The 26,621-nt window shown below is 69.1% G+C and carries 27 protein-coding genes and 2 riboswitches; of the genes, 18 read left to right on the forward strand and 9 right to left on the reverse strand.

Going from position 1 to position 26,621, the window contains the following annotated elements:
* Positions 1–12 precede the first annotated feature (12 nt).
* Both gcvH and gcvT read right to left on the reverse strand, forming a co-directional pair.
* On the reverse strand, positions 13–390 hold the full coding sequence (gcvH, locus tag AQJ27_RS20515; protein ID WP_067370840.1) for a glycine cleavage system protein GcvH: 378 nt from the start codon (positions 388–390) through the stop codon (positions 13–15).
* A 128-nt stretch (positions 391–518) separates the two neighbouring features.
* Positions 519–1,637, reverse strand: coding sequence for a glycine cleavage system aminomethyltransferase GcvT (gcvT, locus tag AQJ27_RS20520; RefSeq protein ID WP_067370842.1), 1,119 nt, complete (start codon positions 1,635–1,637; stop codon positions 519–521).
* Between the two features lie 34 nt (positions 1,638–1,671).
* Positions 1,672–1,783, reverse strand: a riboswitch (glycine riboswitch).
* Positions 1,784–1,884: riboswitch (glycine riboswitch) on the reverse strand.
* Between the two features lie 168 nt (positions 1,885–2,052).
* Here gcvT and AQJ27_RS20525 point away from each other — a divergent pair.
* The 8 genes from AQJ27_RS20525 to AQJ27_RS20560 all read left to right on the forward strand — a co-directional run bounded on the left by AQJ27_RS20525 (position 2,053) and on the right by AQJ27_RS20560 (position 11,501).
* Complete coding sequence (locus tag AQJ27_RS20525) at positions 2,053–2,733, forward strand: AAA family ATPase (RefSeq protein WP_067371345.1); 681 nt, start codon at positions 2,053–2,055, stop codon at positions 2,731–2,733.
* A 156-nt stretch (positions 2,734–2,889) separates the two neighbouring features.
* Positions 2,890–3,693 carry an enhanced serine sensitivity protein SseB gene (locus AQJ27_RS20530; RefSeq protein WP_067370844.1) on the forward strand — a complete coding sequence of 268 codons (804 nt, stop codon included), beginning with the start codon at positions 2,890–2,892 and terminating at the stop codon, positions 3,691–3,693.
* A gap of 198 nt (positions 3,694–3,891) precedes the next feature.
* Positions 3,892–4,692, forward strand: a complete 801-nt coding sequence (locus AQJ27_RS20535; protein WP_067371347.1) for an enhanced serine sensitivity protein SseB C-terminal domain-containing protein — start codon at positions 3,892–3,894, stop codon at positions 4,690–4,692.
* 343 nt (positions 4,693–5,035) lie between these two features.
* The gene (locus AQJ27_RS20540) at positions 5,036–6,043 is read left to right on the forward strand and encodes an ABC transporter permease (protein WP_067370846.1); all 1,008 of its coding nucleotides are present in this window, start codon (positions 5,036–5,038) and stop codon (positions 6,041–6,043) included.
* 69 nt (positions 6,044–6,112) lie between these two features.
* Positions 6,113–7,912, forward strand: a complete 1,800-nt coding sequence (locus AQJ27_RS20545; protein ID WP_067370848.1) for an ABC transporter substrate-binding protein — start codon at positions 6,113–6,115, stop codon at positions 7,910–7,912.
* A 111-nt stretch (positions 7,913–8,023) separates the two neighbouring features.
* Positions 8,024–9,022 (forward strand): ABC transporter permease, encoded by a 999-nt coding sequence (locus AQJ27_RS20550; protein WP_067370850.1) that lies wholly within the window; start codon positions 8,024–8,026, stop codon positions 9,020–9,022.
* Positions 9,019–10,113, forward strand: a complete 1,095-nt coding sequence (locus tag AQJ27_RS20555; RefSeq protein WP_067370852.1) for an ABC transporter ATP-binding protein — start codon at positions 9,019–9,021, stop codon at positions 10,111–10,113. Before AQJ27_RS20550 ends, AQJ27_RS20555 begins: the two co-directional genes overlap by 4 nt.
* A 23-nt stretch (positions 10,114–10,136) precedes the next feature.
* Positions 10,137–11,501 carry an ABC transporter ATP-binding protein gene (locus AQJ27_RS20560; RefSeq protein WP_162489342.1) on the forward strand — a complete coding sequence of 455 codons (1,365 nt, stop codon included), beginning with the start codon at positions 10,137–10,139 and terminating at the stop codon, positions 11,499–11,501.
* A 94-nt stretch (positions 11,502–11,595) separates the two neighbouring features.
* Here the strand turns inward: AQJ27_RS20560 and AQJ27_RS20565 are convergent, their stop codons facing one another.
* A complete protein-coding gene (locus AQJ27_RS20565) occupies positions 11,596–12,117 on the reverse strand; it encodes a hypothetical protein (RefSeq protein ID WP_079065117.1) in 522 nt (173 codons plus the stop codon).
* A gap of 347 nt (positions 12,118–12,464) precedes the next feature.
* Between AQJ27_RS20565 and AQJ27_RS20570 the strand changes: the two genes are divergently transcribed.
* Together AQJ27_RS20570 and AQJ27_RS20575 are read left to right on the forward strand one after the other, a co-directional pair.
* Positions 12,465–13,856 (forward strand): M1 family metallopeptidase, encoded by a 1,392-nt coding sequence (locus AQJ27_RS20570; protein WP_067370857.1) that lies wholly within the window; start codon positions 12,465–12,467, stop codon positions 13,854–13,856.
* Positions 13,857–13,903: 47 nt separating this feature from the next.
* Positions 13,904–14,569, forward strand: coding sequence for a trimeric intracellular cation channel family protein (locus AQJ27_RS20575; RefSeq protein ID WP_060896611.1), 666 nt, complete (start codon positions 13,904–13,906; stop codon positions 14,567–14,569).
* On the opposite strand, the gene AQJ27_RS20580 is transcribed toward AQJ27_RS20575, so the two are convergent.
* Positions 14,469–15,698, reverse strand: a complete 1,230-nt coding sequence (locus tag AQJ27_RS20580; protein WP_067370859.1) for an alpha/beta hydrolase — start codon at positions 15,696–15,698, stop codon at positions 14,469–14,471. The two genes, AQJ27_RS20575 and AQJ27_RS20580, sit on opposite strands and share 101 nt — an antisense overlap.
* Positions 15,699–15,913: 215 nt before the next feature.
* Here AQJ27_RS20580 and AQJ27_RS20585 point away from each other — a divergent pair, with 215 nt between their 5' ends.
* On the forward strand, positions 15,914–16,774 hold the full coding sequence (locus AQJ27_RS20585) for a thioesterase family protein (protein ID WP_067370861.1): 861 nt from the start codon (positions 15,914–15,916) through the stop codon (positions 16,772–16,774).
* On the opposite strand, the gene AQJ27_RS20590 is transcribed toward AQJ27_RS20585, so the two are convergent.
* Positions 16,767–17,348 carry a TIGR03086 family metal-binding protein gene (locus AQJ27_RS20590; RefSeq protein ID WP_067370863.1) on the reverse strand — a complete coding sequence of 194 codons (582 nt, stop codon included), beginning with the start codon at positions 17,346–17,348 and terminating at the stop codon, positions 16,767–16,769. The genes AQJ27_RS20585 and AQJ27_RS20590 overlap by 8 nt on opposite strands.
* A 222-nt stretch (positions 17,349–17,570) precedes the next feature.
* Here AQJ27_RS20590 and AQJ27_RS20595 point away from each other — a divergent pair, with 222 nt between their 5' ends.
* The gene (locus AQJ27_RS20595) at positions 17,571–18,554 is read left to right on the forward strand and encodes a helix-turn-helix transcriptional regulator (RefSeq protein ID WP_067371351.1); all 984 of its coding nucleotides are present in this window, start codon (positions 17,571–17,573) and stop codon (positions 18,552–18,554) included.
* 125 nt (positions 18,555–18,679) lie between these two features.
* Complete coding sequence (locus AQJ27_RS52270; RefSeq protein WP_079065118.1) at positions 18,680–19,054, forward strand: hypothetical protein; 375 nt, start codon at positions 18,680–18,682, stop codon at positions 19,052–19,054.
* 47 nt (positions 19,055–19,101) lie between these two features.
* Here the strand turns inward: AQJ27_RS52270 and AQJ27_RS20600 are convergent, their stop codons facing one another.
* Positions 19,102–19,728 (reverse strand): TetR family transcriptional regulator, encoded by a 627-nt coding sequence (locus AQJ27_RS20600; RefSeq protein ID WP_067370865.1) that lies wholly within the window; start codon positions 19,726–19,728, stop codon positions 19,102–19,104.
* A 144-nt stretch (positions 19,729–19,872) separates the two neighbouring features.
* Between AQJ27_RS20600 and AQJ27_RS57370 the strand changes: the two genes are divergently transcribed.
* From AQJ27_RS57370 to AQJ27_RS20610, 3 genes are all read left to right on the forward strand, one after another.
* A complete protein-coding gene (locus AQJ27_RS57370; protein WP_096239905.1) occupies positions 19,873–20,040 on the forward strand; it encodes a hypothetical protein in 168 nt (55 codons plus the stop codon).
* A 22-nt stretch (positions 20,041–20,062) separates the two neighbouring features.
* Positions 20,063–20,392, forward strand: a complete 330-nt coding sequence (locus AQJ27_RS58715; RefSeq protein ID WP_235613547.1) for a DUF4190 domain-containing protein — start codon at positions 20,063–20,065, stop codon at positions 20,390–20,392.
* A gap of 109 nt (positions 20,393–20,501) precedes the next feature.
* Positions 20,502–21,671: a cysteine desulfurase family protein gene (locus AQJ27_RS20610; RefSeq protein WP_067370867.1), complete on the forward strand. Its 1,170-nt coding sequence runs from the start codon at positions 20,502–20,504 to the stop codon at positions 21,669–21,671.
* Between the two features lie 37 nt (positions 21,672–21,708).
* Here AQJ27_RS20610 and AQJ27_RS20615 read toward each other — a convergent pair whose 3' ends face one another.
* Together AQJ27_RS20615 and AQJ27_RS20620 are read right to left on the reverse strand one after the other, a co-directional pair.
* Positions 21,709–23,202, reverse strand: a complete 1,494-nt coding sequence (locus AQJ27_RS20615; protein WP_079065119.1) for a multicopper oxidase family protein — start codon at positions 23,200–23,202, stop codon at positions 21,709–21,711.
* 261 nt (positions 23,203–23,463) lie between these two features.
* Positions 23,464–24,162 (reverse strand): N-acetylmuramoyl-L-alanine amidase, encoded by a 699-nt coding sequence (locus tag AQJ27_RS20620; protein ID WP_067371356.1) that lies wholly within the window; start codon positions 24,160–24,162, stop codon positions 23,464–23,466.
* 321 nt (positions 24,163–24,483) lie between these two features.
* Here AQJ27_RS20620 and mnmA point away from each other — a divergent pair, with 321 nt between their 5' ends.
* A complete protein-coding gene (mnmA, locus tag AQJ27_RS20625) occupies positions 24,484–25,611 on the forward strand; it encodes a tRNA 2-thiouridine(34) synthase MnmA (RefSeq protein ID WP_067370870.1) in 1,128 nt (375 codons plus the stop codon).
* Positions 25,612–25,700: 89 nt separating this feature from the next.
* Here mnmA and AQJ27_RS20630 read toward each other — a convergent pair whose 3' ends face one another.
* Positions 25,701–26,024, reverse strand: coding sequence for a DUF427 domain-containing protein (locus tag AQJ27_RS20630; RefSeq protein WP_067370872.1), 324 nt, complete (start codon positions 26,022–26,024; stop codon positions 25,701–25,703).
* Between the two features lie 50 nt (positions 26,025–26,074).
* On the opposite strand from AQJ27_RS20630, the gene AQJ27_RS20635 reads away from it, so the two are divergent.
* Complete coding sequence (locus AQJ27_RS20635) at positions 26,075–26,614, forward strand: LOG family protein (protein ID WP_067370874.1); 540 nt, start codon at positions 26,075–26,077, stop codon at positions 26,612–26,614.
* The last annotated feature ends 7 nt before the right edge of the window (positions 26,615–26,621 follow it).

The raw sequence follows: 26,621 nt of genomic DNA on the forward strand, positions 1-26,621 counted from the left end.
AGTCAGAAGTCCTTAGGAGCCGGAGAACTCGGTGTACTCGTCGGCGGAGAGCAGGTCGGCCGGCTCGTCCGTGACGCGTACCTTGAACAGCCAGCCGCCCTCGAAGGGGGCGGAGTTCACCAGCGACGGGTCGTCGACCACGTCCTGGTTGGCCTCCACGACCTCGCCGGTGACCGGCGCGTACAGGTCGCTGACCGACTTGGTCGACTCCAGCTCGCCGCAGGTCTCGCCCGCGGTCACCGTGTCACCGACCGCGGGAAGCTGGGCGTAGACGACATCGCCGAGCGCGTTGGCCGCGAACTCGGTGATGCCGACCGTCGAGACGCCGTCCTCGGCGACCGACAGCCACTCGTGCTCCTTGCTGTAGCGAAGCTGCTGGGGGTTGCTCATGGCCTGAATTCTCCTGTATGCGGGGGAGTGCGGATGAACGGGATGACCGGGTGGTCCTGGGATACGAGACGTGACACAGCGGCGTGCGTCACGTGGGCGCGCTGGACGCGGCCCTTTCGGCCCCGAAGCTACTTCTGGCGCTTGTAGAACGGCAGCGCCACGACCTCGTACGGCTCATGGCTGCCCCGGATGTCCACGCCGACCCCGGCCGTGCCCGGCGCGGCGTGCGCGGCGTCGACGTACGCCATCGCGATCGGCTTGCCCAGGGTCGGGGAGGGCGCGCCGGAGGTGACCTCGCCGATCACCTTGCCGTCGGCGACGACCGAGAAACCGGCGCGCGGCACGCGACGACCCTCGGCGACGAGCCCGACGAGCACCCGCGGGGGGTTCTCCTCGGCGCGGGAGGCGGCCTCCTGGAGCGCGGCACGCCCCACGAAGTCCCCCTCCTTCTCGAACTTCACGACCCGCCCGAGCCCCGCGTCGAAGGGGGTGAGCGAGGTGGTCAGCTCGTGCCCGTACAGCGGCATGCCCGCCTCCAGGCGCAGCGTGTCGCGGCAGGACAGGCCGCAGGGGACGAGCCCGACGGGCGTGCCCGCGTCCGTCAGCGCCTGCCACAGCTTCTCGGCGTCGGACGGGGCCACGAACAGCTCGAAGCCGTCCTCGCCCGTGTAGCCCGTGCGGGCGATCAGCGCCGGGACGCCCGCGACGGTGCCCGGCAGGCCCGCGTAGTACTTCAGCCCGTCCAGGTCGGCGTCGGTCAGCGACTTGAGGATGCCGGGGGACTCGGGGCCCTGCACGGCGATCAGCGCGTACGCGTCCCGGTCGTCGCGCACGAGGGCGTCGAAGCCGGCGGCACGCTCGGTCAGCGCGTCCAGCACCACCTGGGCGTTGGAGGCGTTCGCGACGACCATGTACTCGTTTTCGGCCAGCCGGTAGACGATCAGGTCGTCCAGGATGCCGCCGTCCTCCCGGCAGATCATCGTGTAGCGGGCGCGGCCGACGCCGACGGAGGCGATGTTGCCGACCAGCGCGTGGTTGAGCAGGGCGGCGGCCTCCGGTCCGGTGACCGTGATCTCGCCCATGTGCGACAGGTCGAAGAGGCCGGCCCGAGTGCGCACGGCGAGGTGCTCGTCGCGCTCGGAGCCGTAGCGCAGGGGCATGTCCCAGCCCGCGAAGTCGGTCATCGTCGCGCCGAGCGAGCGATGCAGGGCATCGAGCGCGGTGAGACGGGGTGCGTTACTGCTCATCGGTGGGGCTCCCAAGGCATGACGGCGAGGTCGTTCCTCCCCATCTGTCATCGGAACCTGAGAGGTTCATCACGACCCCGCGAGCGGAGGTCCTGACTTGCACCTTGGGTGGAGCCACTGGACAGCGGCCCGCTTTTCAGATGTGCCTCGCCCGCGCGGTAACGGGGCCTGAGAGATTCAAGGGAGGGACTTGCTCCTTCGGCGCCCGGGTACCCGAAGGGTCCCGGAACTCTCCCGCGCGGATTCAAGCGGCCGGTATGCAGTTGGCGGGCACATCATCGCACGCGCCGTCCGATCACGGCAGTCCGCATCTGTAACCGGCCTGTGGCAGTCCGCGTACGGAAACGATAGACACCGCGCATTACCTTCTCTTTACACTCGACGGGGATGGGACTCCAGACCCAAGGGGAGGACGATCACGGTGAACAGGACCACGGCGTACGCCACGACCTCGGGCCTCGCGCTGCCCGATCAGCCCGGTGCCCCGGCGGGGACCCGGGAGACGTGCGGAGCGCTGCCGACGGCCGTCGTCCGCGACCTCAGAGAGCGCGCCGGGCACTCTCCGCACGGTCTGCACTTCGCGGCGGCCGACGTCGTCGTGGTCACCGGGTTGCCGGGCAGCGGCAAGTCGACCCTGATGCGCCGCGCCGTCGAGGGCCCACGCGTCGACTCCCAGGACACCCGGGACCGCTGGGACGAGCGGACGGCCGGCCGGCTGCCGTACGCCGTCTACCGGCCCCTCGTCCGCCTCGCGCACTACGCGGGCCTGCGTCGGGCCCTGCGCTCCGGCGCCGGACTCGTCGTGCACGACTGCGGTACGCAGGCCTGGGTGCGCCGCTGGCTCGCCCGCGAGGCCCAGCGCCGCGGCGGCACCGTCCACCTGCTGCTGCTCGACGTCACGCCCGGCACGGCGCTGGAAGGCCAGCGCGAGCGCGGCCGGGGCGTGTCGCGGTACGCGTTCGCCCGTCACCGGGGCGCGGTCGCCCGGCTGCTGCGCTCCGTCGAGCGGGGCGATCTGCCGGAGGGCTGCGGCTCGGCGGTGCTCCTCGACCGGGACGCGGCGGACGTGCTGCGACGGATCGCCTTCGGCGACTGAGGAACGGCAGGGACTTCGGTGACCGAGAAACGGCAGGGAGTGGCCGAGAGCAGTCGAGAGCGGTCGGGAGCGGTCGGGAAGTCGTACGGGCCCACTAACCTTTCCAGCCAGAACACCAGAACAGTGGTTCACCGCAGGCGGTAGACAGGTAGACAGATGGACATCCCCGACTTCCCGGACTTCTCGGTACCGGCGTATCCGCAACCCGGCCCGCACCCCCACTCGCACGGCGGCTGGCCGGGCAACGAACTGGAGGAGGTGCTCTCCGCGTCCCTCGGAGTGCCCTCGGCCGGTGGCCGCATCGTCGAGGTCCTCGGCCGCAGCTACGTCTGGGTGCCGCTGCCCAACGGCGGCGGACCGCACGCGGGATCCCTCGACCTGCCCACCCTGGAGATCGAGGGCCAGGCGTACGTGCCGGTCTTCAGCTCCGAGGAGCAGTTCCGCCAGGTCGCCGGCAGCCATCTGTCGTACACGATCGCGCCCGCGGTCGAGTTCGCCCGCGGACTGCCTCCGCAGGTCGGCATCGCGATCAACCCGGACGGGACGGTCGGCGTGCCGCTGCCGCCCCTCGCGGTCGCCGAGCTGTGCCGGACCGGGCGCACCCCGCTGGACGGGCCCACGAGCGGTGGCCGGGTGAAACTCTACGAGCCCGACTGGCAGGACGACCCGGTGGACTTCCTCGCCGCCGCCTCGGCCGAGTTCGCGGCGACGGGAGTCGTCCTGACCGCCCGCCGCTGTCTGGCCAGCATCGAGGGCGACGACCCGGTCATGTTCGTCGGGGTCGAACTCTCCGTGTGGGAGGGAGACCTCCGGACACTCCCCATGGACGCCCTCTCCCGAGCCCTCGCCCACGTCGCGGTCCAGTGGCCGGTGAACCTGGTCCTCCTCGACGTCGCCCAGGACCCGGTGGCCGACTGGATGCGAGCCCAGGTGCGGCCCTTCTACCAGCAGGGCCAGTAACAGCGCCCCGTAAGGGGCGCGGGGAACTGCGCGGGCAACCCCAACGGACCTGCAGCGACCCGAACACAGCAAGCACCGAGCTCTCAACGGCTCCCCCAGCGGAGCGCATTCGCCGCTTAAGCTGGTTTCATGGCTCGGCCGGGGTTCGGCCGAGGTGTTGGTCGACGTCATGATTTCTTCACGAAGGGGCGGTTGAAGGTGAGCGCGTCGGGCACGGCCGCGGCCGGTCAGGTCGAGCACATGCTGCGCCAGGTGACGCCCGGGCGTTACGACGCCTACGAGGCGCTCCTTCGCGCGCTCGCGACCCCGTCGTCCGGCCAGGTGTGGATGTTGCTCTGGCACGGCCAGGCCGGCTCCCCGGACGCCCAGTACGGGAACATGGAGGTGGACGGCTTCGGTTACGCGCCGTGCGTCACCTCCGCCCAGGAACTCTCGGCCAGCGGCTGGAACCGGTCGTACGAGGTCGTCGACGGTCTCGACGTGGCCCGCACCCTCTACCCCGACCACTTCGGGCTCTGGCTCAATCCGCACGCCCCGGGCGGCGGGGTCGGCATCCCGTGGCTCGATCTGCGCAGAATCGCGGCGGGTCTGGAGCGCCAGCCCGCCGGTCCGCTACGACTGTCCGAACCCGGCATCGAGATCCCGCAGTTCTACGCATTGCTCACGCAGAACGCGCATCGCACCACCGCCGTGCGCTCGCTGCGCCGTGCCTGGGTGCAGCCGGCGCTCGGGGCGCCGTATCTGGCCATCGGGCTGGACGTCTACGACACTTCGCCGCCCGTCGTCGACTCGGTGCGGGCGATGATGCAGCAGTCCATCGGCGCGGTTCCGGACGGGCTGCCCGTGTCGACCGTCGCGATGTCGGACGAGTACGACCCGGTGGCGATGTGGCTGCGCGCCAACGCGCGGCCGTTCTACGACCGCGAGGCCCACGCGGCCCCCGCGCAGGCTCCGATGGCGGGTGGGTACGGCTATCCACCGGCACCCGGTGGATACTGATCCGCAGTCCGGCGCACCGTGAAGGATCGGCACGGGTCCTTCACCGCGGCTCTGCATTTCTTCGCGCGTAGATGACAAGGGAACGTCCGGGTAGTGCCCGTATTAACCTCCGGTGTCCCAACTGCCCCGTGTCCGACCCCCGTTACCCGCCGTCCGGATAACGGAACACCCCTGACAGCATCACGTTTACGCATCCATTCACCGTCAAGTCTGGCTACAGATCGCCGAGGCGTTGAAGACTCCCGCTCCAGGGGGTTTAGCCCCTGTGTACGACGGACTGATCACGCCGCTACAAGCGGCACGTGTGGGCCGGCTACCGCCGGTTGAGAGGGGTCCCTGCCAGATGACGGCACCATTGCACGAGCCGACCGCGGAAGCGGCCCCGAGTGCGGCCGAAGAAGCGGCGGCTGCCGCCGCCGGCGAGAAGGTCGTGCAGGGACGTTCCCTGGGCCGGATCGCCTGGGAGCGCCTGAAGAGGGACAAGCTCGCACTGACCGGCGGCATCGTCGTGCTCGTCCTCATCGTGATCGCCCTGCTGGCGCCAGTGATCACCCACCTGCTCGGTCAGGACCCGGACACCTTCAACGAGAAGCTGATCGACCCTCTGTTCGGCACCCCCACGGGGTCATTGGGCGGCATCAGCGGTGACCACCTGCTGGGCGTCGAGCCCGTCAACGGCCGCGACATCCTCGCCCGCATCCTCTACGGTGCCCGCGTCTCGCTCCTGGTGGGCTTCCTCTCCGCCGTCGTCGCGGTCGTCCTCGGCACCGTGCTCGGCATCCTGGCGGGCTTCTTCGGAGGCTGGGTGGACTCGCTCATCAGCCGCGTGATGGACGGCCTGCTGGCCTTCCCGCAACTCCTGTTCACGATCGCCCTGGTCTCGGTGATGCCGAACGACATGCTGGGCCTGTCCGGCTCCAACGTGCGTGTGTTCGTGATGATCCTGGTCATCGGCTTCTTCGGCTGGCCCTACATCGGACGCGTGGTGCGCGGCCAGACGCTCTCGATGCGTGAGCGCGAGTACGTCGAGGCCGCGCGATCGCTGGGCGCCGGGCGCTTCTACATCCTGTTCAAGGAGCTGCTGCCCAACCTGGTCGCACCGATCATCGTCTACACGACGATGATGATCCCCACGAACATCCTCACCGAGGCGGCACTCAGCTTCCTGGGTGTGGGCGTCAAGCCGCCCACCTCGTCCTGGGGACAGATGCTGTCGAGCGCGATCGACTACTACGAGTCCGACCCCATGTACATGGTGGTCCCTGGTGTGGCGATCTTCATCACCGTCCTTGCCTTCAACCTTTTCGGCGACGGCGTGCGGGACGCGCTGGACCCGAAGGCCTCCCGCTGAACTGCGTCACCCCAAGCGTCCCGTGGCATCGACACGGGGTCTCTCATCAAATCCGGAGGATCCGAGATCGTGACTACCCAACGCACCTCAGGGCGGCGTAAGCAGGCGTTTGCCGCCGCTGCTGCGGTCGCCGCACTGCTGACCACGGCGGCGTGCGGCGGTGGAGGCAGCGACGACAACAACGGTTCGAAGACCGGCGCCGCCGGCTTCGACGCCGCCAACAACAAGGTCGCCCAGGCCTCCCTGGTCAAGAAGGGCGGCACGCTGCGGTTCGGCGGTGCCCAGGACGCGGACTCGTGGGACACCACGCGTGGCTACTACGGCTTCATGTGGGACTTCGCGCGCTACTACAGCCGCCAGCTGGTCACGGGCAAGGCGGAGCCGGGCAAGGCCGGCGCCGAGCTGACCCCGGACCTCGCCACCGGTCTCGCCAAGGTCACCGACGACGGCAAGACCTACACGTACACCCTGCGTGACGGCATCACGTGGGAGGACGGCAAGGCGATCACGTCCAAGGACGTGAAGTACGGCATCGAGCGCGTGTGGGCGCAGGACGTGCTGTCCGGCGGTCCGACGTACCTCAAGGACTTCCTGGACCCCAAGGGCGAGTACAAGGGTCCCTACAAGGACACGTCCAAGGACAAGCTGGGCCTGAAGGCCATCACCACGCCGGACGACAAGACGATCGTCTTCCACCTCCCCAAGGCCAACTCGGACTTCCAGGAGGTGCTGGGTCTGGTCTCGGCCTCCCCGGTCCGCCAGGACATGGACACCAAGTCCAAGTACAGCCTGAAGCCGTTCTCCTCCGGCCCGTACAAGTTCGAGTCGTACAGCCCGGGCAAGAGCCTGACGCTGGTGCGCAACACGAACTGGAAGCAGTCCTCGGACCCGGTCCGCAAGGCGTACCCGGACAAGATCACCGTCCAGTTCTTCTCGGACGCCAACCAGCTGGACCAGCGCCTGCTCAACGGTGACCTGGACCTGGACATCAACCAGACCGGCATGTCCCCGCAGGGCCGCACCACCGCCCTGAAGGAGCACAAGGCCAACCTGGACAACCCGATCTCGGGTTACATCCGTTACGCGGCCTTCCCGCAGAGCGTGAAGCCGTTCGACAACGTCGAGTGCCGCAAGGCCGTGATCCTCGGCGCGGACCACGTCTCGCTGCAGACCGCGCGCGGTGGCCCGGTCGCCGGTGGTGACATCGGCACCAACATGCTCCCGCCGTCCGTCCCGGGCGCCGAGGGCCAGAAGTACGACCCGTACAACATCGCCGGCGCCGACAAGAACGGCAACGTCGAGAAGGCCAAGGCGGCGCTGAAGGCGTGCGGCAAGCCGAACGGCTTCTCCACCACCATCGCGGTGCGCAACAACAAGCCGGTCGAGGTGGCCACGGCCCAGTCGCTGCAGGCGTCGCTGAAGAAGGTCGGCATCACCGCGCAGATCGACCAGTTCGACGGTTCGCAGACCACCGGCATCATCGGCAGCCCCGAGAACGTGAAGAAGAAGGGCTACGGCATCATCATCATGGGCTGGGGTCCGGACTTCCCGACCGTCCAGGGCTTCGGTCTGCCGCTGTGGGACAGCAAGTACATCGCGCCGAGCGGTAACAACAACTTCGCCCTGATCAACGACAAGACCATCGACGGTCTGTTCGACCAGTACGTCACCACGCTGGACGACGCGGGCAAGACGAAGCTCTCGACCGAGATCAACCACAAGGTCATGGAGGGCGCGTACTACCTGCCCTTCACCTTCGAGAAGTTCATCAACTGGCGCGGCGACAACCTCGCGAACGTCTACACGACGGACAACTACAGCGGTACGTACGACTTCGTCAACCTCGGTCTGAAGAACCCGAAGAAGTAAACCGGCACACCCGCCGTACAGGCACGAAAGGCAGGTGAAGGCCGGCGCGGCGTGGTCGCGGGCCATCGGATGACCTCCGGTGGCCCGCGGCCCCGCAGCGGGCCGTAAGCTGTGCTCGCTTACCTCATCAGGCGGCTGTTCGCCGCCGCAGTGATGCTCGTGGTCATCGTCATGGTGGTCTTCGGCATCTTCTTCCTCGTCCCCAAGTGGGCGGGCGTGGACATCGCCTCGAGCTTCGTGGGCAAGCAGGCCGACCCGGCCGCTGTCGAGGCCGTACGGCAGAAGCTGGGCCTGAGCGACCCGATCTACTCCCAGGTCTGGGAGTTCTTCAAGGGCATCTTCGCCGGCCGCACCTACTCGGGCGGTGGCGACGTCACGCACTGTGCCGCGCCCTGCTTCGGTTACTCCTTCCGCAGCGAGCAGGCCGTCTGGCCGGTGCTCACCGACCGCTTCCCGGTGACCCTGGGACTCGCGCTCGGTGCCGCCGTGCTGTGGCTGGTCTTCGGTGTCGCGGCCGGTGTGCTCTCCGCGCTCAAGCGGGGCACCATCTGGGACCGCGGTGCGATGGTCGTCGCCCTCTCCGGTGTCTCCCTCCCCATCTACTTCACCGGCATGCTCAGCCTGGCGATCTTCACCTTCGGACTGCATTGGATCAACGCGCAGTACGTGCCGCTCGACCAGAGCGTCAGCGGCTGGTTCGGCGGCATGATCATGCCCTGGATCACCCTCGCCTTCCTGTACGCGGCGATGTACGCCCGGATCACCCGCGCCACCATGCTGGAGATCCTCGGCGAGGACTACATCCGCACGGCACGTGCCAAGGGCCTCAAGGAGCAGGTCGTCATCGGCAAGCACGCCATGCGCTCCACGATGACCCCCATCCTCACCATGCTGGGCATGGACCTCGGCGCCCTCATCGGCGGCGCCATCCTGACGGAGTCGACGTTCAACCTGCCCGGCCTCGGCCGCGCGGTGCTCGACGCCATCAAGAACCAGGACCTGCCCATCATCCTGGGCGTCACCCTGATCACTTCTCTCGCGGTGCTGATCGCCAACCTCGTGGTGGACGTCCTGTACGCCGTGATCGACCCCCGAGTGAGGCTCTCATGACCGAACTCAGCAAGAGCGGAGCGGTGGCCGAGCCCGTCAAGGACTCGCCCGCACCCTCCGCCTTCCTCGAAGTACGCGACCTCAAGGTGCACTTCCCGACCGACGACGGTCTGGTCAAGTCCGTCGACGGGCTCAGCTTCCAGCTGGAGAAGGGCAAGACCCTCGGGATCGTGGGCGAGTCCGGCTCCGGCAAGTCGGTGACCTCGCTCGGCATCATGGGCCTGCACACGGCCGGCCAGTACGGCAAGCGCAAGGCGCAGATCTCCGGCGAGATCTGGCTGAACGGCACCGAACTGCTGTCCGCCGACCCGGACTACGTACGCAAGCTGCGTGGCCGCGAGATGGCGATGATCTTCCAGGATCCGCTGTCCGCGCTGCACCCGTACTACACGATCGGTCAGCAGATCGTGGAGGCGTACCGCATCCACCACAACGTGGACAAGAAGACGGCGAAGCGCCGCGCGGTCGAGATGCTCGACCGGGTGGGCATCCCGCAGCCGGACAAGCGCGTCGACAGCTACCCGCACGAGTTCTCCGGCGGTATGCGTCAGCGCGCGATGATCGCGATGTCGCTGGTCAACAACCCCGAGCTGCTCATCGCGGACGAGCCGACGACCGCCCTGGACGTGACCGTCCAGGCGCAGATCCTCGACCTGATGCGGGACCTGCAGAAGGAGTTCGGCTCCGCGGTCATCATCATCACCCACGACCTGGGCGTCGTCGCGGAGCTCGCCGACGACATCCTGGTGATGTACGGCGGCCGTTGCATCGAGCGCGGTCCGGCCGAGAAGGTGTTCTACGAGCCCCGGCACCCCTACACCTGGGGGCTGCTCGGCTCGATGCCGCGCCTGGACCGTGAGCAGACCGAACGCCTCATCCCCGTCAAGGGCTCCCCGCCCTCGCTGATCAACCTCCCGTCCGGCTGCGCCTTCAACCCGCGCTGCCCGTACGCGGACGTTCCCAAGGACAACGTGACCCGCACGGTCCGCCCCGAGCTGACCGAGGTCGGCGGACGGCACTGGGCCGCCTGCCACATGACCCAGGAGCAGCGGGAACGCATCTGGATCGAAGAGATTGCGCCGAAGCTGTGAGCGAGAAAGCCAAGGACGCGGAAGTGACCATTCCCGCACAGGCACAGGACGAAGGCGGCGCCACCCTCACCAAGGACGCCGCTCCCGGTGACGTCCTGCTGAAGGTGACCGGACTGCAGAAGCACTTCCCCATCCGGAAGGGCCTGCTGCAGCGACAGGTCGGTGCCGTGCGCGCCGTCGACGGCCTCGACTTCGAGGTGCGCTCCGGGGAGACCCTGGGCGTCGTGGGCGAGTCCGGCTGCGGCAAGTCCACGATGGGCCGGCTCATCACGCGGCTGCTCGAACCGACCGCGGGCAAGGTCGAGTTCCAGGGCAAGGACATCACGCACCTCGGTGTGGGCGGTATGCGTCCGATGCGCCGTGACGTCCAGATGATCTTCCAGGACCCGTACTCGTCACTCAACCCCCGCCACACGGTCGGCACGATCATCAGTGCCCCGTTCAAGCTGCAGGGCGTGACCCCCGAGGGCGGTGTCAAGAAGGAGGTCCAGCGACTGCTGTCGGTCGTCGGCCTCAACCCCGAGCACTACAACCGCTATCCGCACGAGTTCTCCGGCGGCCAGCGCCAGCGCATCGGCATCGCCCGCGCGCTCGCGCTCAACCCGAAGCTGGTCGTCGCGGACGAGCCGGTGTCGGCGCTGGACGTGTCCATCCAGGCGCAGGTCGTCAACCTTCTCGACGACCTGCAGCAGGAGCTCGGCCTCACGTACGTGATCATCGCGCACGACCTGTCGGTGGTCCGGCACGTCTCGGACCGGATCGCGGTGATGTACCTCGGCAAGATCGTGGAGCTCGCCGACCGCGACTCGCTCTACAAGGCGCCGATGCACCCGTACACCAAGGCGCTGATGTCCGCGGTGCCGATCCCGGACCCCAAGCGCCGGAACGTGAAGAGCGAGCGCATCCTGCTCAAGGGCGATGTGCCCTCGCCGATCGCGCCGCCGAGCGGCTGCCGCTTCCACACGCGGTGCTGGAAGGCCACGGAGATCTGCAAGACGACCGAGCCGCCGCTCGTGGAGCTGAAGCCCGGCCAGCAGGTCGCCTGCCACCACCCGGAGAACTTCGAGGACCAGGCACCGCAGGACACGGTGCTGCTGTCCGTGGCGAAGGAGGCCGCGGCGCTCGTGGCCGACGAGGTGCTGGCGGAGTCGGCGGAGACGTCGGCGGCGGTGGCCGCGGAACTGGAAACCACGGAGGAGACTCCGGAGCCCGCCGCGGAGACGACCACCGAGCCCGCCGAGGAGGCCGCCCCCGAGGAGGCTGCCCCCGAGGAAGCTGCCCCCGAGGAGGCCGCCCCCGAAGAGGCCGCTGCCGAAGAGGCTTCCGAAACGGTCGCCGTCGACGAGTCCGACTCGTCGGAGGAGTCGGGATCCGACAGCAAGAAGTGAACAGGTCGAAGTGAACAGCTCGGTGTGAATTCACCGAAACGTATGCCCCGGTAACCAGAGAAATGGTTACCGGGGCATTTGTTTTGAAGAATTATCAGGAACTGGTTTCCCAGTAGTGCCAGCCGACCGAAGTCGCCGGAAGCTTGGCCGTACCCCTCGCGAGCGTCGTCACCGAACAGTTCGGGTTCGTGCGGTTCGACTCCCATCCGACCTTGAAGCCGTTGGAGCCGTACTGCAGGTTCCCGTACTTGTTGGAGCGGATGTTGTGCGAGTACGTGTGGCCGGTCGTGATCGCCACGGACTTGGTGATGCTGCCGCTCACCGACGCCTTGGCCGAGGCGAAGAGGTAGCTCGCGCTCACCTCCAGGGAGGCGGAGACGCTGTACGTGATGGTGGACGCCCTGGTGACGGAGGCGGTGATGGTGCCGCCCGGACCATCCTTGAAGTAGGCCCCCGAGGCGGGAATCCGATAGGCCGAGTGCGAGGTGATCAGGACCCCGTAATCGACCGGGCACGACCTTTTCGGAGTGACGGCCGCCGAGGCCGGCGCCGCACCCGCGACGAGCGGCATTACTCCGGCGACGACGAGTGTGGCCAGCTTGGTTCTCTTACGCATGAATTTCCCCCATGCAAGTGGTCCGGCCTCCGTTTTGGCGGAGCCCGTCAAGCTGGAATGAGCGTATGAAGTTGACCGAGGCCGGTCAATCACATCCCGTGGAGTTGAGCAACAATTGAGCCTGCCGCTTTGTGCGGTAAAAACTCGGGAACGGCCGGGTCTTCGTGCGGTCAAATGGAGGACTGTTTCCGCCCGTTCGGGGAGACCGGGAGGCGATCGTCAGGAGTCAACCGGCGGGTAGGCCATGACGATTGGGTAAAGTCATGAACATGCCCGAATGAAAGAGTGCAGAGTCTCGCGTGTCCAACTGATCGGGAACGATCGGAACACGTACGAAAGGGACGCTCATGGCACTCTCCCGTTCGGCGCGTTTAGGGGCCCTCGCGACCGCGGCGGCCTCTTTCCTCGTCATCGCCGCCTCCTCCGCCCCGACCCCGGGCGCCGACGGCATCGGCGACTCCTACTTCCCCCAGCTCGGCAACGGCGGCTTCGACGCCCGCCACTACGACCTGAACGTGGCGTACAACCCGGACACCGACCGTCTGGACGGCCGTACGACCCTCACGGCCCGCGCCACCCAGTCCCTCTCCTCCTTCGACCTCGACCTCCAGAAACTGGAGGTCACCCGCGTCGAAGTGGACGGCAGACGCGCCGACTTCACCCGCGACGGCGACGAGATCCACATCACCCCGCACGGGGCGATCCGCAAGGGCAGGACCTTCACCGTCACCGTCACCTACGGCGGCGTCCCCGAAGCCCTCAACGGTCCCATCGTCTTCGGCTCCGACTACGGGTGGATGAAGACCGCCGACGGAGTCTTCGTGGCCTGTGAGCCCAACGCCGCCTCCACCTGGTTCCCCTCCAGCGACCACCCCTCCGACAAGGCCACCTACGACATCCGGATCAAGGCGCCCAAGGGCCTGACGGGCGTCTCCAACGGGCGGCTGATATCGACGTACGACAAGGGCGGCAGCACGGTCGCGCACTGGCGCGAGAGCAGGCCGATGGCGACCTACCTCGCGACCGCGACCATCGGGAAGTTCGACGTGAAGACGGGGACGACCCCGGCCGGGACACCGATCTACGTGGCCATCGACCCGGTGCTCGCGGGCAGCAACAGCGTCGACGTGTACGCCGTGACGGCCGAGGCCACCGACTACTGGTCGCAGGTCTTCGGGCCCTACCCCTTCGAGGAGACCGGCGCGATCGTCGACGACATGCCGGAGGCGGGGTTCTCGCTGGAGGTGCAGTCGAAGCCCGCGTACTCCGCCGTGCGCTCGGAGTCGACCATCGTGCACGAGCTGGCCCACCAGTGGTTCGGCGACTCCGTGTCGGTGGCACGCTGGAAGGACATCTGGCTGAACGAGGGCTTCGCGACCTACGCCCAGTGGCTGTGGTCCGAGCACAAGGGGATCCGCTCGGCGCACGACTCCTTCCTCGCCGGCTACAACTCGCGCCCCGGGGACTCGGCCTTCTGGGGGACCGTCGTCGCCGACCCGCAGCGCGACACCATGTTCGCCTCGGCGGTCTACCAGCGCGGCGCGATGACCTTGCAGATGCTGCGCGAGCGCATCGGCGACACCGCGTTCTTCAAACTGCTGCCCGCCTGGACGAAGCTCCACAAGTACGGCAACGCCGACACCGCCGACTTCATCCGCCTCGCCGAGAGGATCTCAGGGCAACAGCTCGACGACCTTTTCCAGACCTGGCTGTTCACCACAGGGAAACCAGCCCTGTAAGCCTTTCTTTGTAAGGTGCAACCCCCGCGACAGGTGAGAATGTCCGGGTGCTTCAGGAACTGTTCACCCCCTCCGTCCAGCATGTGCTCGACCTCGTGGGGATCTTCGTCTTCGCGATCTCCGGCGCCCTGCTGGCCGTCCGCAAGAACTTCGACGTCTTCGGCATCGCCGTCCTCGCCGAGGTCACCGCACTGGGCGGAGGGCTGTTCCGCGACATGGTCATCGGGGCCGTGCCCCCGGCCGCGTTCACCGACCTCGGCTACTTCAGCACCCCGCTGCTCGCCGCGCTGCTGGTGTTCTTCCTCCACCCGGAGGTGGAGCGCATCCAGGTCGCGGTCAACGTCTTCGACGCGGCCGGACTCGGCCTGTTCTGCGTCGCGGGCACCACGAAGGCGTACGAGTACGGCCTCGGCCTGACCTCGTCCGCCGCCCTGGGTCTTGCCACCGCGGTCGGCGGCGGTGTGCTGCGCGACGTCCTCGCCAACGAGGTGCCCTCACTGCTGCGCTGGGACCGCGATCTGTACGCGGTCCCAGCGATCGTCGGCGCCACGATGGTGGTCCTGTGCATCCGCTACGACGCGCTGTCCCCGTTCACCAGCGGGCTCGCGGCCGTCACCGCTTTCGTCCTGCGGCTGCTTGCGATGCGGTACCACTGGCGAGCGCCTCGTGCTTGGCACCGCCGGTCGACGGCGACGGAGTCGGAGACTCCTTAGCGTGCGCCCCCGGCCCGATCTGCAGGGTCAGCCAACGGAAGGTCTCCGGGATCTGCGGTCGCCACAGGGCCATGTTGTGGCCGCCCGCGCTCCGCGGCAGCAGCACGACCTGCACGCTCGTCGGTGCCTTCGCGATCGACTGGAGCGCCGCGCCGGCCTCGTAGCCGTCGTGCGTCTCGCCGGAGAGGTAGAGGGAGATGCGGGGCGGCGTGCGGTAGGACTTGAGCAGCAGGTAGGGATTGTTCTCCCGGCGCAGCGTCAGGCTCCGCGCCGTGAGCGAATTGCGTTCGCCGATCGGGTCGTTGTACCCGGACATGCTCACCGCGGCCCGGAAGCGGTCGGGGTGGGCGACGGCGAGCTTGGCCGCGCAGTGCGCCCCGGCCGAGTAGCCGGCCACGCCCCAGCCGTCCGGCGCGGACTTCGCCCGGAAGTTGTCCACCACCATCTTCGGCACGTCGATGCTGAGCCAGGTGTCGGCGTTCACCTTGCCGGGCACGTTCGCGCAACCGGTGTCGGTCTTGGCCAGCAGATTCGTGCGCGGCGCCACCAGGATGAACGGCGCGACCTGTCCGTCGCGCATCAGGGGCAGCAACTGCTCATGCACCTTCAGCGAACCGAACCACGCCTTCGCCGAGCCCGGATAGCCGGGCAGCAGCTCCACGACGGGGAACTTCCGGTTGCGGTAGGCGGGCTCGTTGTACTGCGGCGGCAGCCAGACGTAGACCTCCGCGTCCACACCCGACACCTGGCCGTGCAGCTGGGTGACCTTCACCCCGCCCGCCTTGGACATACCGGGGCCGTCGGCCGCCGAGAACGTCTGGCGGACCTTGGGGAGCTTGCGCAGCGAGATACCGCCGGTGCCGTCACGGCCGAGGTTGGCGGCCGCCCGCACGTGGTTGCCCGTGCCGAGCAGGTCGGCCCAGTTGTCGTACAGGCTGTTGGCGTTGTTCACGAGCACGAAGACGAGGGTGATCGCGGTGCCCTGGGCGAACAGCAGCATCACCATCCGGGCCACGCTGCGCAGCACCTTGGGGCCGGGAATGCGCGACCACAGCACGAGAGGAAGGATCAGGGCGACCGCGACCAGGACGATGGCGGTGAGGAGGAACGGCGTTCCGGTGAGGCTCACGGTGTGTGCGGCTCTTCCTGTGACGGGCTGGATCAACGGTCTGCAGCTGCATCGGGTTCTATGTCCTTGGAGAGGGGGATCCGATGCCGTTGGTTCACGGAAGAGTTCGGACACTTACCAAGAAATTGCCGAAACCTCACTCCCGGGTGACGGGGTTCACATGCCCGAAACAGTAAAAGCTACCGCTTAGTAATTACCTGTTGTACCGTTCAGGCATGTCAGAAGCAGCTACCGCACAGGCCGCGCGCGCCGCGATCGGTGACAGCGAGTTCGACCGCGACACCGCGGTCACCCTGCGCGAACCCGGCGTCTACGACATCGACCTGTCCGCCGGATGGACCATCATCAGCGCCGTCAACGGCGGCTATCTGCTCGCCGTCCTGGGCCGCGCCCTCTCCGACGCCCTGCCGCACAGCGACCCGTTCACCGTCTCCGCGCACTATCTGACCGCGTCGCAACCCGGCCCGGCTGTGGTCCGAACGGACGTCGTCCGGACGGGGCGGACCCTGTCGACCGGGCAGGCCTCGCTCTTCCAGTACGACGACGAGGGCCGCGAGGTCGAACGGATCCGCGTACTCGCCTCGTACGGCGACCTCGACGCCCTGCCCGACGACGTCCGCACCACGGCGGCACCTCCCGTGATCCCGCCCATGGAGCACTGCTTCGGGCCGGAGGACGGACCGGCGCCCGTCGAGGGCAGCTCCGCCATCACCGAGCGGCTGATGCTCAAGCTCGACCCCGCGACTCTCGGTTGGGCCCTGGGGGCGCCGTCCGGGAAGGGCGAGATGCGCTCCTGGTTCGGGCTCGCCGACGGCCGTGACCCCGACCCTCTCTCGCTGCTCCTCGCGGTGGACGCGCTGCCGCCCACCGCCTTCGAGCTCGGTATCTCCGGCTGGGTGCCGACGGTCGAACTGACGGTCCATGTGCGCTGCCGTCCGGCGCCGGGCCCGCTGCGGGTGTCGATCACCACCCGCAACCTCGCCGGCGGCTTCCTGGAGGAGGACGCCGAGGTGTGGGACAGCGCGGACCGGCTGGTCGCGCAGTCCCGACAGCTCGCCCGGGTCCGGCTCAGCTGAGCGGTCGCCGGCCCAGGTAGGCCGCGAGCCGTCCATAGGCGTCGGCCCCTTCGGGGGCCGGCACCGCCGAGTCGAACGGCAGCTCCTCGTCGTCGCGCCGCTCGTCCGGCAGTACGCGCCGGGCGATCCCGAGCGCGAACTCGGCCAGCTCCGGATCGAGTGCGAGCGGCCGTCCGAGGGACTCGGAGAGATCCCACGTGTGGGTCACGGCCTCCATCACATAGCCCGACAGGGCGATACGTCCGGGGGCCTCGCCCCACGGCACGGTGACGAGCGCGTCCAGGCGCGCGTCGTCCGCCCAGGACTTCCGGGCCTCCGTCCTGACCTCGTCGTACGCCGCGCTCCAGCGGTCGTCCTCGACGCCGTCGAGGAACGGTCGTACGGCCATTCCGTCGCCGCCCGCACCGACCACGGCGATCCGGCGGGTACCGCCCGCGATGTGCGACAGCAGGGTCCGTACGTCGAACTCGGCGCACGGGGTGGGACCGGCGAGCTGTTCCGGGCGAACCGTCTCGACCAGAGCGGCGATCTGGTCGCCGGCGCGGGTGTAGAGGGGGCGGGGGTCGATGTTCATGGCGAACCTCTGTCGGCGTAGGTGTGACGGCGTAGATGTGTCGGTGTCGGTGTCGGTGTCGGTGTCGGTGGCGTGTGTCGGGTGTCGGCGTTGCGTTGTCGTGCCGTTGCGCCTCAGGTTCGCCGGATAACCTGACAGTTTCCGTCAGCATTTACGGCGAGCTTCGGACGAGCGTCCGCGGGCATCGGCGGACGTGATCCGCGGTGCGCGATCCTGGTGCGCGTGAAGTCCGACCGCCTGCTCTCGATCCTTCTGCTGCTGCAGACCCGCGGCCGCGTCCCCGCGCACGAACTCGCCGACCGGCTCGAGGTGTCGGTGCGCACCATCTACCGCGACATCGAGGCCCTTTCGGCCTCCGGCGTCCCGGTGTACGCCGAGCGCGGGCGGCACGGCGGCATCGAACTGCTCGCCGGATTCCGTACGGACGTCACGGGACTGACCGCCGACGAGTCCCGCGCGCTGTTCATCCTGGCCGCGCAGGGCGCGCACGCCGCGCTCGGCCTGGACGCGGCGCTCGGTTCCGCGCTGCGCAAGGTGATGGCGGCGCTGCCGGCGCCGCACCGTCCGGCCGCCGAGGTGACCAGCCGCCGGATCCTCGTCGACGCGACGCGCTGGAAGGGCGGCCCCCAGCGGGCCGTGGACCTGGAGGTGCTCCAGGACGCGGTCTTCGCCGACCGCAGGCTGCGGCTCAGCTACCGGCACGGCGGGCACACCGAGCCCAGCACCTACACCGTCGACCCGTACGGACTCGTGTCCAAGGCGGGCGTCTGGTACCTCGTGGCCGACCGGCGCGGCCGGCCACAGCTGTTCCGGGCCGACCGGGTGCGTTCGGCGACGCTCCTGGGCGATCCCGTGAAGCGGCGCCCGGGCGTCGAACTCGGCAACGTCTGGGAGGTGTTGCGGCGCCAGGTCGAGGAGCGGCCGGGCGGTCTCGATGTCACAGTTCGGGTACGGCGTTCCCGCCTCGACATGTTCCTCAGGCTCAACGCGGCCTCCCTCACGGCGCTTCCGGAGGACGACGGCGAGAGCGAGTGGGTCCTCGCGCACCTGTCGTACGGCGTCGTCCGCGAGGCCCGCACGCTGCTGGCCTTCGTGGACACGGTGGAGGTGCTGTCGCCGCCAGAGGCGCGGGCGGAACTGGCCGGGGCGGCGGCCGCGATCGGTGCGGTGTACGGCGGGGATCGCGCCCCGCGCGAGGGAAGTTGACCCACAGGTAGCCACAGGTTCGGCACAGCGCGGCCCTACGTGGATCTGGTCCTCTGTCCACCGCTCGTCCCGCACTCATCCGGCCTTCATCAACCGGTCCACGTGACTTGACTGGGAGTTACCTCATGAACCGTCGTGCCCGCCTCGTCCCCGCCGTCGCCCTGCTGGCGCTCTCGCCGTTGCTGGCGGCCTGCGGCTCGGGCGACTCGTCGTCCTCGAACAGTGGCAACTCGAGCCAGAACTGTCAGCGGCCCTCCGGAATGCCGAGCGGAGGCGCGTCGGGCAGGCCGGGCGGCGGGGGCTCCGGGATGCCCACGGGCTCGCCCTCCGGGACACCGTCGAACATGCCCACCGGCAAGATGCCCTCCGGCGGTCCCTCGGGCATGCCGTCCGGCGGTCCGGGTGGTGGCCAGGGCGGCGGTCAGGGCGGCTGCGGTGGCGGCCCGGGCGGCGGGGGGCAGCCGAGCGGTCAGCCCAGCGGGCAGCCGGCACAGGGCTGAGCCCGTCCCGGTTCTCTCAGGGGTGGCGTACTCGATACTCGGGTGCGTCACCCCAGCCAGTTGCGGCGGCCGATGGCGATCAGCCGCATCTGGCGGGTCGCGACACGGGTCACCCGCTCCCGCTCCTCCTCGGACGCCTCCAGTGCCTCCAGACAGAGCGAGGCCGTCATCAGCATCTGGTCGACGTACAGCCCCGCGAGCATCAACAGGTCGTCGTCGCTCCACCCCTTCGACTCGGGGTGCTTGGCCAGCTCGACCTTCACCTCCTCGGCGAACCGCTCCAGTTGCTCCCTGATCGCCCGCCGCACCCGCTGGACGCCGCCGTGCCGCTCGCGCGCGATGAAACGGACGTGCGCGGGATGGGATTCGACATGGTGGGCGATCAGGTCGACCGCGCGCTCGATGCGTCCGGCGCTGTCACCGGCCGCGGAGACCGTGTCCCCGATCATCGGGTGCAGACTGCCGAGCGCCTCCTCGACCAGCGCCACGCCGAGGTCCTCCGTCGAGCGGAAGTGCCGGTAGAAGGCGGTCGGCGCGACTCCGACGGCGCGGGTGACCTCGCGCAGACCCAGGCTGCTCAGGCTCTGCTCCTCCAGCAGTTCCAACGCCGCGTCCAGGAGCGCCTGACGGGTCTTCTGCTTCTGGGCCTGCCGGATGCCGAGAGTGTGACTCATACCATGCAGTTAACAACTGTTCTCTGTAATTGAAAAGCCGGGCGACGCGCTAGACTCTGGAGTCAGTGAACAAGTGTTACTACAACCGTTCACTGAGTCGTCAAGTCCCCGAAACAATCGGGGTTCACTGTCGAGAGGCACCTCATGTTGTTCCTCGTCGCCGCCCTCCTGCTGCTGGGTGTCGTGATGGGCTCCATAGCCCACGCCCCGCTGCCCGTCACCCTCGTCGCCGCGGCCGTCATCGGCGTCTGGCTGGCCGTCTTCGCGGTCCGCGAGCGCAATGCCCGCCGGCGCCACACCTCCACCAGCTGATCGTTGGGAGCTGACTCACGTCATGGAACTCACCGAGCGAACCCACCTCGCCACCGCGACCAAGCCCACCGCGGCCAAGCCCACCGCGGCCGTGCCCGGCGCGCCCACCCGCGGGACCGGCACCAAGGACGCCGACGGCATGGCCGTCGCCTCCTTCATCCTCGGCCTCCTGGGCCTGCTGGTCCTGAACGTCTTCCTGGGCCCGATCGCCATCGCCCTGGCCTCCGTCGCCCTCTGGCGCGGCACCGCCCGCCGCGGCCGCGCCTTCCTCGGCCTCGGCCTCGGCATCGCCGATCTGCTGGTGCTGGTGGCGTTCATGCAGTTCGACAGCACGGTGTCCTGGAACTTCTGAGCCGCCGCCCAGCGAAGCGTTCGATCCACGGCGGAACGAGGGGCGGACGGGCGGCTACCCGGACGGGGGCCGAGACCGCGGACGGACGGCCCGTAGAATCGGGCCCATCATGGCTTACCTCGACCACGCCGCGACCACACCGATGCTCCCCGAGGCGGTAGAGGCGCTGACCGCCCAGCTGAGCGTCACGGGCAACGCCTCCTCCCTCCACGCCGCCGGCCGCCGCGCCCGGCGGACGGTCGAGGAAGCCCGGGAAACCCTGGCGGAGGCCCTCGGCGCCCGCCCCAGCGAGGTCGTCTTCACCTCCGGCGGCACCGAGGCCGACAACCTCGCCGTGAAGGGCCTGTACTGGGCACGCCGCGACGCCGACCCGGCCCGCACCCGGGTCCTCGCGAGCCCGGTCGAACACCACGCCGTCCTCGACGCCGTCCACTGGCTCGGCGAACACGAGGGCGCCACGGTCGAGTACCTGCCCGTCGACTCCTACGGCCGCGTCCACCCGGACGTCCTGCGCGAGGCCATCGCCCGAAACCCCGACGACGTCGCCCTCGCCACCGTCATGTGGGCCAACAACGAGATCGGTACGGTGATGGCGGTCCGCGAACTGGCCGACGTCACGGCCGAGTTCGGGATCCCGCTGCACGCCGACGCGGTCCAGGCCTTCGGTCAGGTGCCCGTCGACTTCACCGCCTCCGGCCTCGCCGCGATGACCGTCTCCGGCCACAAGATCGGCGGCCCGTACGGCATCGGGGCCCTGTTGCTGGGCCGCGAGTACACGCCCGTACCCGTGCTGCACGGCGGCGGCCAGGAGCGGCATGTGCGCTCCGGCACCCTCGACGTACCCGCCATCGCCTCGTTCGCGGTCGCCGGGCGGCTCGCCGCCGAGCAGCGCGAGTGGTTCGCCCGCGAGATCGGCGCCCTGCGCGACGACCTGGTCGACGCCGTACGCGCCGCCGTGCCCGACGCGATCCTCGGCGGTGACCCCGCGACCGGGGGCCGGCTGCCCGCCAACGCGCACTTCACGTTCCCGGGCTGCGAGGGCGACTCCCTGCTGCTTCTGCTGGACGCCCAGGGCATCGAGTGCTCCACGGGCTCCGCGTGCACGGCGGGCGTCGCCCAGCCCAGCCACGTCCTGCTGGCCACCGGCGCCGACCCCGACCTGGCCCGCGGCACCCTGCGCTTCTCCCTCGGCCACACCTCCACGGAGGCGGACGTCGAGGCGGTGGCCAAGGCGATCGGTCCGGCGGTGGAGCGGGCACGGACGGCAGGCCTGACCTGACACCACCGCACTCGCTCACCGCGTACCGGCCGTTGCCCTAGCTGTCCGTGACCATGAGGGAGGCCATCATGCCCTCGTCCTCGTGTTGCAGCAGATGGCAATGGAGCATGTACATATAGGTGTCGTCCGAGAAGTCGGTGAACTTCATCGCGATCTCGATGGAGCCGCCGCCGACCACCTCGAACGTGTCGTACCAGCCCAGTTGGACGCCCGTCGGATCCTCCCCGTTGATGGAGATCAGCTGGAACGGCACGTCATGCAGATGGAACGAGTGTTCAAGCTGCGTGCTGTTCTTGACCGTCCACACCTCCTCGGCACCCAGGGTGGTGCTGATCATCGCCATCGAGGACATGCTCGTCCCGGCGGAGCCGTTGATCGTCATCGTTGTGCCGCTCTGGCCGAGCGTGATCGTCCGTGCGGTGAAGTCACTGGTGTCGTAGCGGGTGATGGTGTTCAGGGTCGGCAGGGTCTCCGGAGTGTCCGAGGTGTCGGGGGTGACGGTCAGGAACTCGTACGTCCCGCTGCCGCCGCGCACCCAGCCCGTCGTCACCACGGCCTCCAACGTCACCGCGTCGCTGAGCTCCATGACGAACTCGGCCCGCGCGCCCGCCACCAGCCGGATCGATGCCACCTCGGTGGCCTCGGTCAGATAGCCCTGGTCGGTGGCGATCTGGGTGAGCGTCGCGCCGTCGCTGCGCTGGATGGTGATGATGTCGGACGGCGAGGCGTTGAGCAGCCGGAAGCGGGTGCGCTTCTTGGTGGCGGTGAAGGAGAGCGTGGTGTCGTCGACGTTCGTGCCGTTGCACAGCAGCGGGAAGCTCAGGCCGTTGCTGAGGTAGCCGGTCAGGTTGTACTTGATGTCTCCGGCGCTGTCGGTGGCCAGGCACTGCAGGATGATCGGGATGTCGTCGGTGCCGTAGGTGCTGGGCAGGGCCGCGGACGCGTCCGAGTCGTCCTCGACGATGATCATGCCCGCGAGGCCGTGGGTGGCCTGCTCCGCGGTGGTGCCCAGGGCGTGCGGGTGATACCAGAGCGTCTTCGCCTCGTCCTTGACCGTGAAGGTGGGCGACCAGGTCTTCCCCGCGGCGAAGGAGTTCTGCGGGCCGCCGTCCATGCTGGGCGGGACGTGCGCGCCGTGGAAGTGGACGGTGGTGTCCTCGGTGAGGCTGTTGGTGATGTTCAGCAGGACGGTGTCGCCCGAGGTCCACTTCATGGTGGGGCCGAGGAACGACTGGTTGTAGCCCGCGGTCGTGCTGGTCACTCCGCTGAGCACCTCGCTGGTGCCGGCCTTCGCCTCCAGGGTGAACGTCGTCGTGCCGTCCGTGGTGGTCCCCTCCAGGAGGTCGGGGATGGTCAGCGTGGTGCCCGCGGCGTGCGCCTTGTTCTGTGTCGCGTTCGTCAGTAAGGCGATGGCCGTGCCGCCCGCGGTCACCGCCGCGATGCCCGCTCCGGCCATCCCGCCGAGGAACTTGCGGCGGTGCATGCCCTTGCCCGTGGACTTGCCCGGGGTCTTGCCCGTGGTGTGAGTCATAGCGGTGGACTCTCGGCCCAAGGGCTATGTGAAGACTGGGCCGGAGTTAGGAGAACGCCGTCGTCGCTGTGAAATCCGATGACTTAAAGTCAGGATGAACTCCCCGGGAAACAGCGAGAGTTGACGTGTCGCTGGTCACATCGGCCTCAGGGGACGCAAGGGACAGGCGCGTACCGTCGCCGCCTCACAGCATCACGATTAGGTGACTTGAGCCCTGCGCTCCGCTGTCTGTGAGCGCCCACCGAAAGCGCTCTCTGGTGGCTACGCCCCCGCTGTGCGCGTCGGCTCCGCCGCGGTGCGGGCCTGCCGTACCAGCCGTATGTACCGGTCCCAGTCCCAGTACCGCCCGGGGTCCGTGTGGTCCGTGCCCGGCACCTCGACGTGTCCGATGATGTGCGCACGGTCCACGGGAATGCCGTACCGCCCGCAGATCCCGGCCGTCAGCCGCGCCGAGGCCGCGTACATGGCGTCCGTGAACGACGAGGCGCGCTCCACGAAGCCCTCGTGCTCGATGCCGACGCTCCGCTCGTTGTACCCCCGGTTGCCCGCGTGGAAGGCCACGTCCAGCTCGCGGATCATCTGCGTGATGTGTCCGTCCTTGCGCACGATGTAGTGCGCGGCCGCGCCGTGTGCCGGGTCCTGGAAGACCTTCACGGCGCTTCGGTAGCTGCCCTGGGTGACGTGGATGACGACCCGGTCTATCCCGTAGTCGTCGGGCCGGTCCGCCCGCCGCCAGTTCGCCGACGAGGCGGCCACCCACTGCGCACCCCGGAAGTCGACGGCTCCCGCCACCCGGGGCTTTTCGACGCCGGGCAGCCGCCACCACAGGTGGCCGAGCTCACCGCGTGCGAGCACCGCCGTGCCCACGGCGGCCGCGGCGCCGCCGATCAGCAGCGCCCGCCGTCCGATCCGCCGGTCGCGGTCCCGGCGGGAACCCCCCTCGTTCTTGTTCGCGCCCACGCCGCCCCCGCCGCTCCCGATGGATTCTCCGGCTCCGGTGATCCCCGCGGTGCCCACAGCCCTCGTGGTTCCCGTGGTTTCCGTGGTCCCTGTGCCGACCGCGGCCCCCTTGGTTCCCACGGCCCCTGCGGCCTCGGTGGTCCCCGTGGTGCCGGTGTTGCCTGTGGTGCCCGTCTTCTCCGCGGCCTCACTCATCGCGTCCGCCCCGTCCTTCGTGCCCGCCCGTCCTTCGTGCCCGCCCGTCCTCCGGCGGTCCCCGTTGCGGTCATCAACGGATACCCGCGGGCTTCGGTTCCCGCGGCCCCGTACTCTGGAGGGGCTATGACTGAGACCTCGCAGCGCCCCCGCCCCCTCCGCGTCCTCGCCGCCATGTCCGGCGGCGTGGACTCCGCCGTCGCCGCCGCCCGCGCGGCGGAAGCCGGTCACGACGTGACGGGCGTGCACCTCGCGCTCTCCGCCAACCCGCAATCGTTCCGCACGGGCGCGCGAGGCTGTTGCACCATCGAGGACTCGCGCGACGCCCGCCGCGCCGCGGACGTCATCGGCATCCCGTTCTACGTGTGGGACCTCGCCGAGCGCTTCCGCGAGGACGTGGTCGAGGACTTCATCGCCGAGTACGAGGCCGGGCGCACCCCCAACCCGTGTCTGCGCTGCAACGAGAAGATCAAGTTCGCCGCCCTGCTCGACAAGGCGCTCGCGCTCGGCTTCGACGCGGTCTGCACGGGCCACTACGCCCAGGTGATCGTGAACGAGGACGGCACGCGCGAGCTGCACCGGGCCTCGGACATGGCCAAGGACCAGTCGTACGTCCTCGGTGTCCTCGACGACCGCCAGCTCGCCCACGCGCTGTTCCCGCTGGGTGACACGGTGACGACGAAGGACGAGATCCGTGCGGAGGCGGAGCTCCGGGGCCTGGCCGTCGCCAAGAAGCCCGACTCGCACGACATCTGCTTCATCGCCGACGGCGACACCCAGGGCTTCCTGGCGAACCGCCTGGGCAAGGCGGAGGGCGACATCGTCGACGAGTCCGGGTCGGTCATCGGCTCCCACGAGGGCGCCTTCGGCTTCACGATCGGGCAGCGCAAGGGACTGCGCATCGGCACCCCGGCCGCGGACGGCAAGCCGCGCTACGTCCTGGACATCTCGCCGGTGAACAACACGGTCACGGTGGGGCCGGCGGCATCCCTCGATGTCAGCGGGCTGACCGCCATCAAGCCCCGCTGGTGCGGCGCCGCCCCCACCGGCCCCGGCACCTACACCGCCCAACTCCGCGCCCACGGAGGCGAGACGCAGGTCGCGGCCGAGCTGGTCGACGGCGAACTCGAGGTCACGTTCACCGAGCCGGTCCGCGGCGTCGCCCCCGGCCAGGCGATCGTCCTGTACGACGGCACACGCGTGGTCGGCTCGGCGACGATCGCGACGACCACCCGCGCTACGGCGAGCGTCTAGGGCCTTTCCGGGCCCTCCCTGGACGGTGACGCCGCTGACCACCGAAGCGGCCCGGGAACACCCGGGCCGTCGGCGTGGCGCCGGTGTGGTTACGCCGCTTCGACTTCGTAGAAGCAGAAGTGGTCCTTGATCCGGGCGACGTCCGGCTTGGGGTCGGGGTAGGACCAGACGAGGTCGGGGGCGTCGGGCAGGGACCAGTAGGACGCGTCGCCCTTGAAGGGGCAGTGCGTGTGGGTGTCGGAGGTCGTCAGCAGGTCGAGGCGGACGTCCTCGGCCGGTAGGTAGTAGCGCACGGGACAGCCGGTCTCGCGCAGCACCAGGGGCCGGTCGCTCTGAGCCAGCACCTGGTCGCCGTGCACAACGCGTACCCGCTCCGTGCCCTGTTCGATGGTGATCGTGTGTCCATTGGCCATACCCGTACAGCGCGCGTGGGACCCGGGTTCTTCCCTCGTACCGTAGGCACATGAATATCTGTGTCTTCCTCTCCGCCGCCGACCTCGACGACCGCTACACCCGTCCCGCCCGGGAGTTCGCCGAACTCCTCGGCAAGGGCGGCCACTCGCTGGTGTGGGGCGGCTCCGACGTCGGGCTGATGAAAGTGGTCGCCGACGGGGTGCAGGAGACGGGCGGACGGCTGCTGGGCGTCTCCGTGGACTTCCTGGCGGCCACGGCGCGGGCGGGGGCCGACGAGATGGTGATCGCCCGGGACCTCGCCGAGCGCAAGGCGCTGCTCCTGGCCAAGGCCGACGCCGTCGTGATCATGGTGGGCGGCACCGGGACCCTCGACGAGGCGACCGAGATCCTGGAGCTGAAGAAGCACGGGAAGACCGAGAAGCCGGTCGTCCTGCTCAACACGGCGGGCTTCTACGACGGCCTGAAGGAGCAGTTCCACCGCATGGAGGCCGAGGGCTTCCTGCCGTGCCCGCTCACCGACCTGGTGTTCTTCGCCGAGGAGCCGGTGGGCGCGCTGGCCTACCTGGAGGAGAGCGTGGGCACCCGGTGATGCGAGC

Origin of the sequence: Streptomyces olivochromogenes (assembly GCF_001514115.1) — a bacterium.
GTDB classification, from domain to species: domain Bacteria; phylum Actinomycetota; class Actinomycetes; order Streptomycetales; family Streptomycetaceae; genus Streptomyces; species Streptomyces olivochromogenes.

Excerpts from the sequence above, each read along its gene's own strand:
- AQJ27_RS58715 (WP_235613547.1), top strand. The coding sequence starts at position 20,063 with ATGGAACTCACCGAGCGAACCCACCTCGCCACCGCGACCAAGCCCACC.
- AQJ27_RS20570 (WP_067370857.1), top strand. The coding sequence starts at position 12,465 with ATGGCACTCTCCCGTTCGGCGCGTTTAGGGGCCCTCGCGACCGCGGCG.
- AQJ27_RS20600 (WP_067370865.1), bottom strand. The coding sequence starts at position 19,728 with ATGAGTCACACTCTCGGCATCCGGCAGGCCCAGAAGCAGAAGACCCGT.
- AQJ27_RS52270 (WP_079065118.1), top strand. The coding sequence starts at position 18,680 with ATGAACCGTCGTGCCCGCCTCGTCCCCGCCGTCGCCCTGCTGGCGCTC.
- AQJ27_RS20590 (WP_067370863.1), bottom strand. The coding sequence starts at position 17,348 with ATGAACATCGACCCCCGCCCCCTCTACACCCGCGCCGGCGACCAGATC.
- gcvT (WP_067370842.1), bottom strand. The coding sequence starts at position 1,637 with ATGAGCAGTAACGCACCCCGTCTCACCGCGCTCGATGCCCTGCATCGC.
- gcvH (WP_067370840.1), bottom strand. The coding sequence starts at position 390 with ATGAGCAACCCCCAGCAGCTTCGCTACAGCAAGGAGCACGAGTGGCTG.
- AQJ27_RS20585 (WP_067370861.1), top strand. The coding sequence starts at position 15,914 with ATGTCAGAAGCAGCTACCGCACAGGCCGCGCGCGCCGCGATCGGTGAC.
- AQJ27_RS57370 (WP_096239905.1), top strand. The coding sequence starts at position 19,873 with ATGTTGTTCCTCGTCGCCGCCCTCCTGCTGCTGGGTGTCGTGATGGGC.
- AQJ27_RS20530 (WP_067370844.1), top strand. The coding sequence starts at position 2,890 with ATGGACATCCCCGACTTCCCGGACTTCTCGGTACCGGCGTATCCGCAA.
- AQJ27_RS20555 (WP_067370852.1), top strand. The coding sequence starts at position 9,019 with ATGACCGAACTCAGCAAGAGCGGAGCGGTGGCCGAGCCCGTCAAGGAC.
- AQJ27_RS20610 (WP_067370867.1), top strand. The coding sequence starts at position 20,502 with ATGGCTTACCTCGACCACGCCGCGACCACACCGATGCTCCCCGAGGCG.
- AQJ27_RS20565 (WP_079065117.1), bottom strand. The coding sequence starts at position 12,117 with ATGCGTAAGAGAACCAAGCTGGCCACACTCGTCGTCGCCGGAGTAATG.
- AQJ27_RS20635 (WP_067370874.1), top strand. The coding sequence starts at position 26,075 with ATGAATATCTGTGTCTTCCTCTCCGCCGCCGACCTCGACGACCGCTAC.
- AQJ27_RS20540 (WP_067370846.1), top strand. The coding sequence starts at position 5,036 with ATGACGGCACCATTGCACGAGCCGACCGCGGAAGCGGCCCCGAGTGCG.
- AQJ27_RS20615 (WP_079065119.1), bottom strand. The coding sequence starts at position 23,202 with ATGACTCACACCACGGGCAAGACCCCGGGCAAGTCCACGGGCAAGGGC.
- mnmA (WP_067370870.1), top strand. The coding sequence starts at position 24,484 with ATGACTGAGACCTCGCAGCGCCCCCGCCCCCTCCGCGTCCTCGCCGCC.
- AQJ27_RS20630 (WP_067370872.1), bottom strand. The coding sequence starts at position 26,024 with ATGGCCAATGGACACACGATCACCATCGAACAGGGCACGGAGCGGGTA.